The organism is Variovorax humicola, assembly GCF_037889915.1.
Lineage (GTDB): Bacteria > Pseudomonadota > Gammaproteobacteria > Burkholderiales > Burkholderiaceae_C > Variovorax > Variovorax humicola.
The window spans coordinates 615,086-631,189 of the sequence record NZ_JBBKZV010000002.1 but is presented as its reverse complement, the minus strand read 5'-3'; the positions used below and the strand labels follow the sequence as shown (position 1 = coordinate 631,189).

The following is a 16,104-nucleotide window of genomic DNA, read 5'->3' as shown; positions in this document are numbered from 1 at the left end:
CGCACCTTCAGCAAGCCCTTGTTGATTGGACTGTTCTTTGACAGGCCCGGGTGGCCCGGCAACGGGCACGCAACGCCGCCGTGGGCGAAGGCTTGCGAGCGCGGCTACCGAGGGCGATGGCCGGATGACCCCGAAGTGACCCATTGCCGCGGCTTGCAGTATCTGGTCCATGCCGTGCAACGGGCCGCAGTCAGCGTCAAGCCGTTGAATGTAAGCGTAATTGTCAAATTCGGACCCGCGCAAAAACAAGATCATTAAATATTGTTAACTTGCAATGGTATTAACCCTCGAGTCCATTGACTGGGCGCCGCCTCGCCGCATAGCCTCGCTATGAATAAACGAAAAATCAAGGAGGACAGTCCATGACAACCAAACTCTCTCATCTACACCCGCCGTACGGATGAGAGTGCATTTCCCCAAGGCTTGGATTTCCCGCCTTGTGGCTGCGAGGGCGTAATTCCCAGCGCCGTTCAACTTTGCGCCATACAAGGCGCCGAAATATTGTGGCGTGTTGATGTCTAGCCGTTCAGCTGCTAAGTCAAAGTCATTTTCGCAATTGAGCCGATTGTAGGAATGATATTTTCGGCTGCGCTAGAAATAAAACGGTTGTCAGATCTCGAATGAATAATCTTTTATCAAGGGATGAGCATGAGAAATATTCCTGCTTTTGCTTACCACTCGGCGAAAACATTGAAGTGCGAGTTGCAAAAAATCTTTTGCAGCACATGGAATTTTGTGTGCCACAAGAATGAAATAAAGCAAATCAATTCGTACGTAGTGCGGACCATCGGGAAGGAGGAGGTTTTGATAGTCCGCAAGAGCGTTGATAGCATTGTTGCTTACTTGAATCTATGCCCTCATAGAAGTGCAAAGCTGGTAAACAGCGAAGATGGTCAATGTAAAGGTCAATTGCTATGCCCATATCACGCATGGACTTTCAATCTCGATGGTGAATTGATAAAGATACCTTCGCAGGATCATTATTTGAAAGATCTGAACAAAGAAAAATATAAATTAACGAAAATCCGTTGCGACGAGTGGAGTGGTCTGGTCTTCGTTAATTTTAATAGTTTGACTTCGCCTTTGAAAAGTTACCTGGGTGAATTTCCAGCATATCTTAAGGAGCAGGAGCGAGATATATCCACCATGGAACTAATAACAACGGTCATTTTGGAGGAGCCAATAAATTGGAAGATCGTGGTGGAAAATTATGTCGAGGATTACCATTTCTCGTTCGTGCACCCAAAGACATTGAAATCCTTTGACCACAAGGCAACCCAGACGCTCCCAACAAAGGATCACGTAAGGGTTTTCATGCCTTATCGAAAAAAGGTCACACTTGGCCGGAGCAAATATCCATGGTCGCCAGCCGGGGGGGGATCGCAACAAGGCTTCATCTGGCCGAATATGACGCTTCAGCCTGCACTCAACCATATGTCGATATTTCAGATCGTGCCGTTAGGACCCGAGATAACGAGAGTGCGCATCGCTGTGTATCAGACCGCTGCGCAAAAAGAACAGTGGCCGATGAATCTCGAGCAGCTGATATCAGATATCAAATTGGACATGGAAGAGGATTTTTCCATCTGTCGTGATCTCCAGCACAATACACATTCAAGGTATTACAAAATTGGAGTGCTCTCAAAACCGCATGAACTGGGTATAGAGCATTTTGCTAATACTTGGTGGAGCTATATGGACAAGCAAGCTGCATGAGCAATGTCGTTCTATTGACCGGCGGTAGCGGTGGAATTGGTCGAGCAATAATTGAGGTGCTGGTCCGAAAATATACAGTCGTGAGTTTTGATTCTAGCAAAAACGAGTTTTGTCATCCGAGGCTGAATAGTGTGATTGTCGACATAAGTCGAGAACAAGAGTTGCTAGAAGTGCTCAAATATCTACGTTCAACTTATGAAATGCCATACGCTCTAATTAATAACGCAGGAGTAAGTGAGCCATACCCATTTGCGCAAACACCGCTAGATACCTGGAATAGGCAAATTCTAGTCAATCTAACGGCTCCGTTTATCTTGAGCAGGGAGTTTGCCGCCTATTCCCCCTCGCCAGGTTTCACTCGAAAAATAGTCAATATTGCTTCGGTCAGTGGAATGGTCGGGATGCCACGCTATGCAGCATACAACTGTTCCAAAGCAGGTCTGATCGCGTTGACGAGAACGCTTGCAATCGAGTTGGCTCCAGACATTCACACCTGTGCCATATGCCCAGGCTATATCAGAACACCAATGCAGGTTGCCGAACATTCAGAGGAAAAATTGACGGCGTGTGCTAATGAAAATCCGTCGAAACGTCTTGGAAAACCTTCCGAAATTGCCGAATTAGTTGAGTTCATTCTATCGGGGAAGAATGCGTATCTTAATGGGTCAATAATTACTGTCGATGGTGGTGAAACTTCTGGTGGCATGGCGAGCAAAAAATGAAATCACTCAGTATTCAAAAGGTTGTTGACCTGCGGGCCCGCATCGTTTCTGATCCAAATGCACCAGCATATGGTGAAAATCAATGGAAAATGCCCGCGCTCGAGTGGACTTGGGATGTACTTATTGATTTGGCTGGTGAAAAGAATGTTAAGCCTATGCTGGATATGCCAAATAGTGGAAAATTTTCGATCGACTATCGAAAATATGAAAGGGAGATGTCGTTTAAGGAGTTCGCCGAAATGGCGAACGGATATACGGAGACTCCATGCTATCTGGCATACCTCAGACCGGATGACCTGTGTGCAGGGCTGTTGGCGCAGGCCGATTTTTCACAGATTTTCAATTCTTCGCATGCGAGGGATACAAGGATATGGATTGGATCTAAAGGAACAAACTCCGGTCTTCATACGGATCTCAAAGATAACTTGTTTGTCCAAATATCTGGTCGCAAACAGTTATGGCTTATTAGTCCAGAGCACACGCAGTATGTGTACCCTGAGAGTGACAATATAGTCAATAGTCAAGTTCGCCTTCCCCTGTCTGATTTTTCTAGATATAAAAAACTAAAAAAATCGACGCTAATCACCCACATTGTTGGTGCCGGTGATTTCGTCTATATCCCGAAAGGGTGGTGGCACTGTTTTCTATCTCTTGAGCCGTCCATATCCATTAATCACTGGTTTGGAGCACCTATCTCCGATGCTTCCTATGTTCGTTTGATATTGAAGCAAGGGCCGCGATATTTCGCACGAACGTTAGTTGATGCCATTCGATATGGGCTGTTAAATCGCCAGCCAAAGAACGATTTTTTCTTTACCCCTCCACCCAACGGGGCGAGATTCTACAACTGGGTGTTTGGTAGAGGCTTTTCTGCGAAAAATGATCCGTCCGCCAACAAATAAACGGGAGTCCAAATGAAAACTGAGAATTTTCCAAAGATCGTAAGTTCGTATAACGAGTGGGATCCTCTTGAGGAAGTAATTGTGGGAGACATGTTCAATGCGACTATTCCCACTGTCGAAGTGGCTGTCCAGGCCACGATTCCTGATGCGCAGATTGATTATTTCAAACTGCATGCGGGGCAGCAGTTTTCGGAAGAACTTGTCGGGAGAGCATGTCGGGAACTCGACGACTTCTCCCGGATACTCTCTGACCTCGGTATCGCGGTGAGGCGGCCAGAGAAAGTCAAAAAGACGATTCCTTATAGTACGCCGCATTGGAAGATGTTGGGCGGCTTGTATAGCGCGATGCCGCGCGACTCTCTTTTGGTTGTTGGGGATACGATTATTGAGGCTCCTATGGCATGGCGGTCAAGATACTTCGAAACAGATGCCTTTCGCCCTTTGCTGAAGGAGTATTTTCATAGAGGCGCAAATTGGATCGCGGCCCCGAAGCCTCAATTGCTGGATGCGACATTTGACAAGAATTATGACCGGGTCACACCCTACTTAACAGATCGTTATGCAGTGTCTGAGTTTGAGCCTACGTTTGATGCTGCGGATTTTATTCGCTGCGGTGAAGACATTTTTGTCCAGAAGAGTCACGTGACAAATGATTTTGGTATCGAGTGGGTTAGACGATCGATTGGAAGCAAGTATCGCGTTCATAAGGTGGACCATTGCGATGACGCTCCTATGCATATAGATGCGACCCTTCTCCCGCTATGCCCCGGTAAGCTGATGATTCATCCCGAGAGAATCAAAAATCTCCCGTCGCAGTTTGCCGAATGGGAAGTGCGGGTCGCTCCTTCGCCCGCTGTACGGCCGGGCCACACACTGTACATGTCGAGCGCATGGCTGAGCATGAACGTTCTAATGCTTTCGCCGGATACGGTGGTGGTGGAGACCCATGAAGCGGAGATGATAAATTTCTTTGAGAAATGGGGCTTCAACGTCGTTCCTGTGCGATTCTCAAATGTCATCAGGTTCGGAGGCGCATTTCATTGCGTTACTGCCGACGTTCGCCGTCGGGGCGAACTGCAGAACTATTTTTAGAAGATCGGCGTATGCCTAATCTCGCACATTCAGTTGGCAAGTGGATGCGAGGACTTCTACCAATAGCGTTGGTTGTATTCACTAGCGCCATGGGCGCCACGCTACTCCCCGTAGCAATCGCAAGCTCGATCTACGAGGAAACTGGTTCGGCGACAAGTTCGGTGATTGTCTTCTTGCTGCAGTACCTTCCGGCGGCCATTCTTATAAAACTTATTTGGAGGACCACGGAGAGGACTTCCCCTCGTCTGTTGTTACTATTTTCCTGCCTGGCGGTGGCCGGAATATCCTGCGCGATCGGTGTGCTCTACCGACCTGCGACACTGTCCGTTCTTTACATCTTATTGGCCATGCGTGGAGTGGCCGAATGTCTCATCAAGCAATGTAGATCTGTTTACGTGAAGCTTATTTCTCGCGATTTTGATGTGGGCTTTAATAGTACGATTGTTTTGCTATTTGAATTCGCTGGTCAGGCTTTCGGCGCGATTATTGCCACTTTAAGTTTGGGCAGGATGAGTCTGCTGGAAATATGCATTATCGATGTAATGTTCTTTGTGATTGCTGCGGCTCTGAGCCTGCGATTGGCTAATGTCGACACGGAGAAAAACGGAGTTTTCGAACTTGATTCTCTCTCAGAGGTCGCAGCGAGGATTTGGCAAACTCCGGAGCAGTTTTTTTATTTCGGAATGCTTATTTGCACTGTCATAACATTTCAATCGATCAACCAGACCTTGCGGACTTGGCTTCCCTTGGAATGGCTTGGTTTGGGGATGGAAAGTGCGGGTACCACCGAGGCAATCAGTTTGGCAGGTATTGTTGTAGGTATAGTAGTTGCGAGTCGATGGATTCGAAAAGATTCATTCAGCGGAACATTCTTGGCTGGCGCAATGCTGATGGCAATTCTGATGCTGCCTTTGGTTTTCTTTTCGCACTCGTTCGTTGTTTCGCAGGGCGCATATTTTTTTTATATGATTGTTTTTGAGGTTTGTATTGCTTACTCCATGGCCGGAATGCTGGCAAAAACACCGAAAAATATGCTTAAAGGAACCCTTGCTTTGTTCTATGCCGCATCGTACGGGGGATTGTGTCTCACTGGACTGGTATTTTCTTGTCTGACAGACAGAATTGGATTAAATATCGTCGCGTATCTAGTTAGTGCCGCCGCTCTTTTTATTTCTATTTTGCTTTTATTCAGGTTGAATTCTGGCTTTGAATCCAAATTTTGGAGATCGCTATGACTGGGATTATGGTAGATGGCTATAGCTCCGGTAGATTCCTGGCCAAGAACCTCATTGATGCCGGTGTTGATTTGATTCACGTTCAGTCAAATATTGAGGTGCCAAGACCATGGCGTGATGGATTCAATGAACGCATTTATCGGCGGAATATCGTTTTTACATCCGAAAATGCATTGCGAGTCGATCTTGCAAATGAACGAATTGAATTTGTTCTTCCAGGCAGCGAGTCTGGCGTGCTACTTGCTGAGTGTGTGGGTAGACTGTTTAACGTACGGGCCAATGCGACTGCGACATCAAAACTGAGGCGAAACAAAGCGGAGATGATGAGGGCGTTGAGGCGTTTCGGCATTCCGGCCGTTGAAGAGATCGTGATTTCGAGAAATTCTGATTTTCCAGATGTTCCGAGCCATTGGTTTCCGGTGGTAGTCAAGCCGGCTGAGAGTGCTGCTGGAGATGACCTCCGAATCTGCGAAAATCTGGAGCAGGCGAAAAATGGAGTCGCGCACATCCTTGGCAAGGCAAATATTTTCGGTATTGACAACCAGGAAGTAGTTCTTCAGCGGAAATTGCTCGGCAAACAATACATGGTGAATGCTATTTCAAAGGATGGAGTACATAAGATAATTGAGATATGGATGGAAGAACGCATTCACACGCCAGAAGGCTACAGCATCTATGATCGTGAGATTCTCGTGGCATCGAATTTCGCTGAATCGAGTGTGATTCAAGATTACGTAAAGAGGGTTTTGACTGCGTTGGAAGTTGGCTATGGACCAACTCATACGGAGCTATTTTTCACAAAAGACGGTCCCATTCTGCTTGAGACTGCCGCGCGGATCCAAGGTGGTATTGATGGGAAGGCCAGCGAGTTTGCTCTTGGATATAGCCATTTATCGTGTGTGCAGAGCCTTATCACCAAGCCGGGCTGGTTTGAGAGTGAGTTGAGCGAAAGTTATGCGCCGCGTGCGAATTTGGTGCTTGTGAACTTAATTTCTCAACAAGAGGGAATTGTAAGGCGATTAAATTTGGAAGGTACCGTTGCGAGGCTGCCTTCCTTTCACTCTTCTTTCGGTGTTCCGACGGAGGGCATGAAGATACACAAGACAATTAATCTTTTGACGAAACCCGGCCACGTTTATCTTGCAAGTCCGGATGTCGCCCAGATTCACGCCGATTATGCCGCGATTCGCGGTTATGAAAAGCTTGGTCAAATATTTGAACTGCAGAGTTGAATATTAATGAGCGTTGTGCAAGCTGCTTATGGCGTATTGATTTGTAAATAAAATCGAATCGAGGCAACGCGAGGCCTGAATAGAATGAGCCGCAGACTGTGCTTCCGCCGGCGAGTACAGGCACAAAGACGCGCGTCACAATCCGGCAACCGTCCGCCACGCATGTGAGGAGCGATCATGACAACGAATCTGGCCACCGACAGTTCCGTCCTCCAGCGCTCGGCCTCCATGCCGCAGCGCGTCGACGCGATCCAGTCCGCGCTCGACGAGCGCGGCATGCACGCGACGGAAGGTGTGGAGGAACTTAGCCACCTGGCCCTGGACGAGTGGGTGCCGCGCAATGGAGCGCGCGTCGTCGCCAGGGCGTGGATTGATCCGGCATTCCGCGAACGGCTTCTTGCGAACGGGCGCGCGGCCGTCACCGAACTCGGCATCCCGATGCCGAAGCACCACCGGCACCTCGTGGTGCTGGAGAACACGCCGACCGTCCAGAACGTCATCTGCTGCACGCTGTGCTCGTGCACGGCCTTCACGGTCATCGGCTTGCCGCCCGATTGGTACAAGGACCTGGAATACCGCGCCCGCGTCGTTCGCGAGTCGCGCACCGTCCTGAAGGAAATGGGCCTCGATCTGGCGCCCGAGGTCGAGATCCGAGTGTGGGACACCACCGCCGACACGCGCTACATGGTGCTGCCCGCGCAGCCTCCCGAAACCATCGGCTGGCCCGAGGAAAAGCTCGTGGACATCGTGACGCGCGATTCGATGATCGGCGTCGCGCGGTTGTAGGCAGGAGCAACGACATGGACGGCATGCACGACCTCGGCGGCAAGCAGGGCTTCGGGCCGGTTCGCTACGCGCTCAATGCGCCCGCATTCCACGCGGATTGGGAGGTGCGCGCGAACTCGCTCTACGCCTATGCGGTGCGGCTCGGCATCTTCAACATGGACGAATACCGCCATGCCATCGAGCGCATGGAGCCGCGCCATTACCTCACGGCCAGCTACTACGAACGGTCGCTCACAAGCTTGCTGACCCTTTGCGTCGAGAAGGGCGTCGTGCCGCGCGAGGAACTGGAGCGGCGTGCCCAGGGAGCCATACCGCTGGCGACACCCAGCGCGCCCGGGCGCACCAACGTGCCGGCACGCGAGCACTTCAAGGTCGGCGACCGCGTGCGCGTGCGCTCCGACTACGTGCCCGGCCATGTGCGGATGCCGGGCTACATCCGTGGAAAGACCGGCGTGGTCGTGAGCGAGTCGCCGGCGTATCCGTTTCCCGATGCGCATGCGCACGGCGTGGAAGCGCAGGACGAACCCACATTCGACGTGCGCTTTCGCAGCGAGGACCTCTGGCCCAACTCGAGCGATGCGGCGCTGGTGCACGTGGCCGTATTCCAGAGCTACCTGGAGCGGGCCGGGTAAGGCTCGTAAATCAGGTCTCCACCCAACGCTGTCGCGTGACCCGCGACGCATGAAACCGGCGCCGTCAGATGACCAGGGATACCGCGGAACCGGCTTCGCCGGGCCGCTGGTATCGCCCCCTCGAGGAGGAGGCGCCGCAGGCGCTTCGGGCGTGTTTCATATCAACACCGCGCGCTGGCTCTCCACGGTCTCGCGCAGGAAGCCCCACACCGCCTGCATCCGAGCAAGCTGCTTGTTCTCCGCGGGCATCGACATCCAGAAGGTCCGCGTGAGGTTGGCCTGCGGCAACTCCGGCAGCACGCGCCGCAGCGACGCGTCCTCGTCCGCGATGAAGGCCGGCAGCACCGCGATCCCTGCACCGGCCGCCGTGGCGCGATGCTGCGCCAGGATGCTGGTGCTGCGCAGCGCGAACGCATCGGGCTTGTGCAACTCGTCGAGGTACTGCAGTTCCTTGCTGAACAGCAGGTCGTCCACATAGCTGATGAAGCTGTGGCCGCGCAGGTCTTCGCGTGTCCTGATCGGCTTGTGCTGCGACAGGTAAGTCTTCGCCGCATAGAGGCGCAGCGTGTAGTCGGTGAGCTTGGTGACCACGACCGCGCCACGGGCCGGGCGCTCCAGCGAGATCACGATGTCGGCCTCGCGCCGCGACAGGTGCACCAGGCGCGGCATGGCGAGCAGGTCGATGGTCAGGCCCGGATGCTTGCGCGCGAACAGTGAAAGCCGCGGCGCGAGGATGACGGTGCCGAAGCCCTCCGTCGCGCCGATGCGCACCACGCCCGACAGGCCCTGCTGCGTCGCTGGCGCCGTGCTGGCCACGGCCTGAAAGGCGCTTTCCATCGACTCGACCTGCGGCTGCAATCGCCTGCCCGCTTCGGTGAGCCGGTGGCCATCGGCCTCACGCGAAAAAAGCGGCGTGCCGACTTCCTTCTCCAGCGCCTGGATGCGCCGCGCCACGGTCGTGTGATCGACCTCCAGCCGGCGCGCCGCACTCATCAAGGTGCCGGAGCGCGCCAGTTCCAGGAAGTAGCGAAGGTTGTCCCAGTCCATGCTTTGCAATTATGCAGACCACGGGTGCATATTTGTCTATTGCTATCGCAAATCTGCAAAGCTAGGATGCCCGCCTGCATTGCAATTCCAGCCCCCCAAGGAGACACATTCACATGGACGCCACCATCACGCCCGCGACCCAGGTCGCTACCGTCAAGCTGCTCATCGGCGGCAAGTTCGTCGAATCGAAGACCACCGAGTGGCGCGACATCGTCAACCCGGCCACGCAGGAAGTGCTGGCCAAGGTGCCGTTCGCCACGCAGGCCGAAGTCGATGCCGCGGTGGCTTCTGCCCAGGAAGCCTTCAAGACCTGGAAGAAGACCGCCATTGGCGCCCGGGCCCGCATCTTCCTGAAGTACCAGCAACTGATCCGCGAGAACATGGGTGAACTGGCCGCGATCCTCACGGCCGAGCAAGGCAAGACCTTGCCCGATGCGGAAGGCGACGTGTTTCGTGGCCTCGAAGTGGTGGAGCATGCCGCCAGCATCGGCAACCTGCAGTTGGGCGAGATGGCCAACAACGTCGCCGGCGGCGTCGACACCTACACGGTGATGCAACCGCTGGGCGTGTGCGCCGGCATCACCCCGTTCAACTTCCCCGCGATGATCCCGCTGTGGATGTTCCCGATGGCCATCGTCACCGGCAACACCTTCGTGCTGAAGCCCTCCGAGCAAGACCCGATGGTGACGATGCGCCTTTGCGAACTTGCGCTCGAAGCGGGCATTCCGCCGGGCGTCTTGAACGTCGTTCACGGCGGCGAAGCAGTGGTCAACGCGATCTGCGACCACAAGGACATCAAGGCGATCAGCTTCGTCGGCTCGACCAAGGTCGGCACACACGTCTACAACCGCGCGACGCTGACCGGCAAGCGTGTGCAATGCATGATGGGCGCGAAGAACCACGCCATCGTGATGCCCGACGCGAACAAGGAGCAGACGCTCAATGCGCTCGCTGGCGCCAGCTTCGGTGCGGCGGGGCAGCGCTGCATGGCGGTGTCGGTCGCGGTGCTGGTGGGCGAGGCGCAGAAGTGGGTGCCGGACCTGGTCGCGAAGGCGAAGACCCTGAAGATCGGCGCGGGCACGGACAAGGGCGTGGACATCGGGCCGCTGGTGTCGTGCGCCGCGTATGACCGCGTCAGTGGCCTGATCGAGCGCGGCGTGGCCGACGGCGCGATGCTGGCCCTCGACGGCCGCAAGCCCACGGTGCCCGGCTACGAGAAGGGCAACTTCGTCGGCCCGACGGTTTTCGCGGACGTGAAGCCCGGCATGACCATCTATGACCAGGAAATATTCGGCCCCGTGCTGTGCCTGGCCAATGCCGACAACATCGACGAAGCCATCGAAATGATCAACGCCAACCCGAACGGCAACGGCACGGCGATCTTCACGCAGTCGGGCGCCGCGGCACGCCGCTTCCAGGAAGACATCGACGTCGGGCAGGTGGGCATCAACGTGCCGATCCCGGTGCCGGTTCCGATGTTCTCCTTCACCGGTTCGCGTGCATCGAAGCTCGGCGACCTGGGCCCCTACGGCAAGCAGGTCATCCTGTTCTACACGCAGACCAAGACGGTGACGGCACGGTGGTTCGACGACAGCACTGTCTCGCAGGGCGTCAATACCACCATCAGCCTGAAGTGAGGCGCTCGCCTTCACTCCCTCTCCCCAAGGGGCGAGGGAGTCAGAATTCGCACCATGGATTTCGAACTCTCTGAAGAACAGCGCGCCTTTGCGCAGACTGCCCGCGACTTCGCACTGAGCGAGTTCGCGCCCCACGCGGCACAGTGGGATGCCGAAGCTTTCTTTCCGAAGGATGCCATCGCCAAGGCCGGCGGACTGGGCTTCTGCGGCCTCTATTCGCCGGAAAGCATCGACGGCCTCGCGCTGCCGCGACTCGACGCCACGCTTGTTTTCGAGGAGATGGCCGCGGTCGACCCGTCGACCACCGCCTTCATCACGATCCACAACATGGCGACCTGGATGCTCGGCACCTGGGGCACCGAGACCGTGCGCAACAAGTGGGGCACGGACCTGACGAGCGGGCGCAAGCTTGCGTCGTACTGCCTGACAGAGCCGGGTGCCGGTTCCGACGCGGGCTCGCTCAAGACGCGCGCCGAGCTGAAGGACGGCGAGTACGTCATCAACGGCGGCAAGGCATTCATCTCCGGCGCGGGATCGACGGATGTTCTGGTGCTCATGGCGCGCACAGGCGGCGGCGGTGCGGGCGGCATCTCGGCGTTCGCGCTGCCGGCCGACGCGCCCGGCGTGAGCTACGGCAAGAAAGAAAACAAGATGGGCTGGAACAGCCAGCCGACACGCACCATCAACTTCGACAACGTGCGCGTGCCCGCCGACCACTTGCTCGGCAGCGAAGGCGAGGGCTTCCGCATCGCGATGAAGGGGCTCGACGGCGGGCGCATCAACATTGCAACCTGCTCGGTCGGCGCGGCGCAGGGCGCGCTCGATGCGGCACGTCGCTACCTGAACGAGCGGCAGCAATTCGGCAAGCCGATCGCCAGCTTCCAGGCGCTTCAGTTCAAGCTCGCCGACATGGCCACGGAACTCGTGGCGGCCCGTCAGATGGTGCGCCTCGCCGCATCGAAGCTCGACGCCGGCCACGCCGATGCGAGCACCTATTGCGCGATGGCCAAGCGCTTTGCCACCGACGCCGGCTTCACGGTGTGCAACGAGGCGCTGCAGTTGCACGGGGGCTACGGCTACCTGAGCGAATTCCCGCTGGAGCGGCTGGTGCGCGACGCACGCGTGCACCAGATCCTCGAAGGCACCAACGAAATCATGCGCGTGATCGTCGCACGAAAGCTGCTGGAAGGTGACGCGGATATCCGCTAAGAAAATGACTGACCCCGTCGTCCTGTTCGATGAAATAAAGACCGCCGGCGGCCAGCGCTTCGGCGTGGCAACCCTCAATGCGCCGGCGTCGCTCAATTCACTCTCGGTCTTCATGGTGGCGCTGCTCACGCCGAAGCTGCGCGAGTGGGCAGCCGACAGCGGCGTGGTTGGCGTGCTTTTGCAAGCGACCGGCGAGAAGTCCTTTTGCGCTGGCGGCGACTTGCGGCAGCTCTACCAGACCCTGTGCGAGTGCGGGCCTGCGCGCAACGAATACGCGGAGCGCTATTTCGCGCAGGAGTACGAACTCGACTACCTGATCCACACCTTTCCGAAGCCCTTCCTCTGCTGGGGCCACGGCATCGTGATGGGCGGCGGCGTCGGCCTCGTCGCCGGTGCCTCGCACCGCGTGGTGACGCTGCAGAGCCGGCTTGCGATGCCCGAGATCAGCATCGGGCTGTATCCCGACGTGGGCGGCAGCTGGTTCCTGCGCCGCATGCCGGGCCGCGTCGGCCTGTTCCTTGCGCTGACAGGCGCCAACTTCAATGCGAGCGATGCGATCTTCTGCGGCCAGGCCGACATCGTGGTGCCGCACGAGCGCAAGGCGCAGGTGATCGATGCCATCGCGGCGGGCGCCTGGACAGGCAATGCCAAGGCAGACCGCGCCGCGCTCTCGCGCATCCTGCTGAAAGCGGGCGAGGGCGCCGAGGCGCCCGCGTCGAAGGTGCGTGAGCATTTCGACGAGATCAATGCGCTGATGGCCGGCGACGACCTGCTGGACATCGCCAACCGCCTGCGGGCGCTGAAGAGCGATGATGCCTGGATGCAGACCGCAGCCCTGACCTTCATGAAGGGCGCACCGAGTAGCGCGGCCTTGAGCTTCGAGTTGTGGCAGCGCGTGCACCGCATGTCGCTCGCGGAAGTGTTCCGGCTCGAATACTGGGCGTCGCTCGGCTGCTGCGCCAACAAGGACTTCGCGGAAGGCATCCGCGCCTTGCTCATCGACAAGGACCGCAATCCGAAGTGGACGCCGCCATCGATCGAAGAGATCACGCCGGCATTCATCGAAGACTACCTGCGGGCGCGCGGCCAGATGGCGCCGGAGCTTGCCGGGCTGGTTTGAAGAAAACCTTCACATAACCTGGAGACACAAATGAAGATCGCATTCATCGGCCTCGGCAACATGGGCGGCCCGATGGCCATGAACCTGCTCAAGGCGGGTCACTCCGTCCTCGCCTTCGACCTGTCGGCCGACGCCTGCAGGAAGTTCGCGGCGGACGGACTGCCGATTGCCGCATCGGCCGCCGAGACGGTCGCCGGTGCCGAGGTGGTCATCAGCATGTTGCCGGCCAGCGCGCACGTCGAAGGGCTCTATCTCGGCGGTGACGGCAAGCCGGGCCTTCTCGAGAACATCGCGCCGGGCACGCTGGTCATCGACAGCAGCACCATCGCGGCGGCGACCTCGCGCAAGGTGGCTGAAGCGGCCGCAAGGCGCGGTATCGCGGTCATCGATGCACCTGTGTCGGGCGGCACCGGCGGCGCCATTGCCGGCACGCTCACCTTCATGGTCGGCGGCAGCACGCAAGACCTCGAACGCGCGCGCCCGGTGCTCGAGAAAATGGGCGCCAACATCTTCCACGCGGGCGATGCCGGCGCTGGCCAGACGGCCAAGATCTGCAACAACATGCTGCTCGGCATCCTGATGATCGGCACGTCGGAAGCGCTCGCATTGGGCGTGGCCAACGGGCTTGACCCGAAGGTGCTGTCCGAAATCATGCGCCGCAGCTCGGGCGGCAATTGGGCTCTCGAGAAGTACAACCCGATGCCCGGCGTGATGGAGACGTCACCGGCGTCGAAAAACTATGCCGGTGGCTTCGGCACCGACCTCATGTTGAAGGACCTGGGCCTGTCGCAGGAGAATGCCGCCGCGGTGCGCGCGGCCACGCCGCTGGGTGGCATGGCGCGCAACCTTTACGCGGCGCACAGCCTTGCCGGCAATGGTGCGCTGGACTTCTCGAGCGTGATCAAGCTGGTGCAAAAGGCCCAGTGAAAATGACCCACCCCCGAAGCGCCTGCGGCGCCTCCCCCTCAAGGGGGCGATACCAGCGGCCCGGCGAAGCCGGTTCCACGGTATCCCTGGTATCTGAAGGCGCGGTTTCATGCGTCGCGGGTCAAGCGATAGCGTGGTGAAGAGCTGATATGAAACACCCCCGAAGCGTCTGCGGCGCCTCCTCCTCGAGGGGGCGATACCAGCGGCCCGGCGAAGCCGGTTCCGCGGTATCCCTGGCATTTGGCAACGCCGGTTTCATCGCGATGGCGTGGTGGAACGCCGATATGAGCGTGGCGTGGGTTACGGCGCAGCGGCAGCCTCGAACACGCGGGCAAAGCCTTCGATGAGTTGCTCGTCGGAATAGGCGAGCGGGTCGTCCAGGCTCTCGACCATGCCTTTCATCGTCAGCATGCCAACTGCTGCCAGGTAAGCCAGAAACGCCATCAGCCTGGGCTCGACGCGCGCCCTGCCGGGGCGCTTCTTCCGTTCTTCGGCGAGCTTCTTCGCGGTGCCGGCAAAGCACAAGTCGTTGAGCGGACGAATGCGCTGGAACTGCTGGTCGTCCCAATGCACCGATCCCGGGCTGGCGACCTGTCCGTGGAGGAAGGCCAGCCGAAAGTCGTCGATGCGCGGCGCAAAGGCATTGACCGTCTCGCGCACGATCGCGCGCAGCGCTTCGCCGCCATCGCGCGCCTTTTCGGTGGCGACATAGACCGATTGCGCGTGGGATGCGAGGGCGCCGTAGACAAGCTCGAACAGCAACGCATCCTTTGAAGGAAAGTAGTAGTAGAGCGCTGCCTTCGACACGCCGATTTCCCTTGCGACGGAGTCCAGCGTGGTGGCAGCGATTCCGCTTCGCAACAGCACGCGGCGTGCGCCTTCCAGGATTTCCTCGCGTGACCGGTTGCGCCGTTGCTCGCGCCGGGCCACGCGTGCGGTGACTTCCGGACTCTCGGCGGTTACGGGACGTGTCTTAGGGGCGGGCATGTCGTGCGATTCGGGGAGCGATTCGCGTCGATTATTCCACCGAAGGTCAAAAAAACCAACCAAAAGATAGTTTATTGACCAATGGTAGAAAAAAGAGCATGCTTCGCATCCGCAACAGGAGAACCAACATGCAAACCAGCACTCGTGAGATTGCCGACCGCATCTACCGCATCTCGACCTGCGTCCCCGACGTGGCGCCCGGCGGCTTCACCTTCAATCAGTTCCTCATCGACGCCGATGAGCCGCTGCTCTTTCACACGGGGCCGCGACGAATGTTCCCGCTCGTGTCCGAGGCCGTCGCGCGCATCGTTGCGTTACAGCGCCTGCGCTGGATCACCTTCGGCCATGTCGAGGCCGACGAGTGCGGCGCCATGAACGAATTCATTGCCGCTGCACCCAGGGCCGAAGTGGCGCACGGTGCAACCGGCTGCATGGTGTCGCTGGACGACCTGTGCGACCGGCCGCCGCGCAAGTTGGCCGATGGCGAAGTGATGGACCTCGGCGGCAAGCGCGTCAGGCACATCGACACCCCCCATGTCCCGCACAACTGGGAAGCCCGCGTGCTGTTCGAGGAAAGCACCGGCACGCTCTTTTGCGGCGACCTTTTCACGCACTGCGGCGACGGGCCTGCGCTTGTCGATGGCGACATCGTCGGCCCCGCACTGGCGGCAGAGGAGATGTTTCATGCCACGTCGCTTTCACCGGCGACAGCGCCCACGATTCGTGCGCTCGCGAAGCTCGATCCCCAGACGCTTGCGCTGATGCACGGATCCTCCAAGCGCACCCGTTGCGGTGAAGCGCTTTCGCAGTTGGCCGATGCGTACGACGCGATGATCCGGACGCACTGATCACGACCCATC

At 57.4% G+C, this 16,104-nt stretch carries 15 protein-coding genes; 13 read left to right on the top strand and 2 right to left on the bottom strand.

Features of this window, described 5'->3' with window-relative positions:
• Window positions 1-648: 648 nt before the first annotated feature.
• The 8 genes from WKW80_RS06835 (at window position 649) to nthB (ending at window position 8,317) form a co-directional block, all read left to right on the top strand.
• Entirely contained in the window at window positions 649-1,716 is a 1,068-nt protein-coding gene (locus WKW80_RS06835) for an aromatic ring-hydroxylating oxygenase subunit alpha (RefSeq protein WP_340362788.1), read from the top strand.
• Window positions 1,713-2,438, top strand: coding sequence for an SDR family NAD(P)-dependent oxidoreductase (locus tag WKW80_RS06830; protein ID WP_340362787.1), 726 nt, complete (start codon window positions 1,713-1,715; stop codon window positions 2,436-2,438). Before WKW80_RS06835 ends, WKW80_RS06830 begins: the two co-directional genes overlap by 4 nt.
• Window positions 2,435-3,340, top strand: coding sequence for a cupin-like domain-containing protein (locus WKW80_RS06825; protein WP_340362786.1), 906 nt, complete (start codon window positions 2,435-2,437; stop codon window positions 3,338-3,340). The genes WKW80_RS06830 and WKW80_RS06825 overlap by 4 nt, the downstream gene beginning before the upstream one ends.
• Before the next feature lie 12 nt (window positions 3,341-3,352).
• Entirely contained in the window at window positions 3,353-4,432 is a 1,080-nt protein-coding gene (locus WKW80_RS06820) for an amidinotransferase (RefSeq protein WP_340362785.1), read from the top strand.
• An 11-nt stretch (window positions 4,433-4,443) separates the two neighbouring features.
• Window positions 4,444-5,667, top strand: coding sequence for an MFS transporter (locus tag WKW80_RS06815; protein WP_340362784.1), 1,224 nt, complete (start codon window positions 4,444-4,446; stop codon window positions 5,665-5,667).
• The gene (locus tag WKW80_RS06810; RefSeq protein WP_340362783.1) at window positions 5,664-6,899 is read left to right on the top strand and encodes an ATP-grasp domain-containing protein; all 1,236 of its coding nucleotides are present in this window, start codon (window positions 5,664-5,666) and stop codon (window positions 6,897-6,899) included. Before WKW80_RS06815 ends, WKW80_RS06810 begins: the two co-directional genes overlap by 4 nt.
• A gap of 177 nt (window positions 6,900-7,076) precedes the next feature.
• The gene (locus WKW80_RS06805; RefSeq protein WP_340362782.1) at window positions 7,077-7,685 is read left to right on the top strand and encodes a nitrile hydratase subunit alpha; all 609 of its coding nucleotides are present in this window, start codon (window positions 7,077-7,079) and stop codon (window positions 7,683-7,685) included.
• Between the two features lie 14 nt (window positions 7,686-7,699).
• On the top strand, window positions 7,700-8,317 hold the full coding sequence (gene nthB, locus WKW80_RS06800; protein ID WP_340362781.1) for a nitrile hydratase subunit beta: 618 nt from the start codon (window positions 7,700-7,702) through the stop codon (window positions 8,315-8,317).
• A gap of 156 nt (window positions 8,318-8,473) precedes the next feature.
• Here nthB and WKW80_RS06795 read toward each other — a convergent pair whose 3' ends face one another.
• On the bottom strand, window positions 8,474-9,364 hold the full coding sequence (locus WKW80_RS06795) for a LysR family transcriptional regulator (protein ID WP_340362780.1): 891 nt from the start codon (window positions 9,362-9,364) through the stop codon (window positions 8,474-8,476).
• A 113-nt stretch (window positions 9,365-9,477) separates the two neighbouring features.
• Between WKW80_RS06795 and WKW80_RS06790 the strand changes: the two genes are divergently transcribed.
• From WKW80_RS06790 to mmsB, 4 genes are read left to right on the top strand one after another with little or no spacing between them, the layout of a single operon-like run.
• The gene (locus WKW80_RS06790) at window positions 9,478-11,001 is read left to right on the top strand and encodes a CoA-acylating methylmalonate-semialdehyde dehydrogenase (RefSeq protein WP_340362779.1); all 1,524 of its coding nucleotides are present in this window, start codon (window positions 9,478-9,480) and stop codon (window positions 10,999-11,001) included.
• Window positions 11,002-11,055: 54 nt separating this feature from the next.
• Window positions 11,056-12,210 (top strand): acyl-CoA dehydrogenase family protein, encoded by a 1,155-nt coding sequence (locus WKW80_RS06785; protein WP_340362778.1) that lies wholly within the window; start codon window positions 11,056-11,058, stop codon window positions 12,208-12,210.
• 4 nt (window positions 12,211-12,214) lie between these two features.
• Complete coding sequence (locus WKW80_RS06780) at window positions 12,215-13,330, top strand: enoyl-CoA hydratase/isomerase family protein (protein WP_340362777.1); 1,116 nt, start codon at window positions 12,215-12,217, stop codon at window positions 13,328-13,330.
• Between the two features lie 30 nt (window positions 13,331-13,360).
• Window positions 13,361-14,257, top strand: coding sequence for a 3-hydroxyisobutyrate dehydrogenase (mmsB, locus tag WKW80_RS06775; protein WP_340362776.1), 897 nt, complete (start codon window positions 13,361-13,363; stop codon window positions 14,255-14,257).
• Between the two features lie 300 nt (window positions 14,258-14,557).
• Here the strand turns inward: mmsB and WKW80_RS06770 are convergent, their stop codons facing one another.
• A complete protein-coding gene (locus WKW80_RS06770; RefSeq protein WP_340362775.1) occupies window positions 14,558-15,244 on the bottom strand; it encodes a TetR/AcrR family transcriptional regulator in 687 nt (228 codons plus the stop codon).
• Window positions 15,245-15,372: 128 nt separating this feature from the next.
• Here WKW80_RS06770 and WKW80_RS06765 point away from each other — a divergent pair, with 128 nt between their 5' ends.
• Window positions 15,373-16,092 (top strand): oxygen-binding di-iron domain-containing protein, encoded by a 720-nt coding sequence (locus tag WKW80_RS06765; RefSeq protein ID WP_340362774.1) that lies wholly within the window; start codon window positions 15,373-15,375, stop codon window positions 16,090-16,092.
• Window positions 16,093-16,104: the final 12 nt, after the last annotated feature.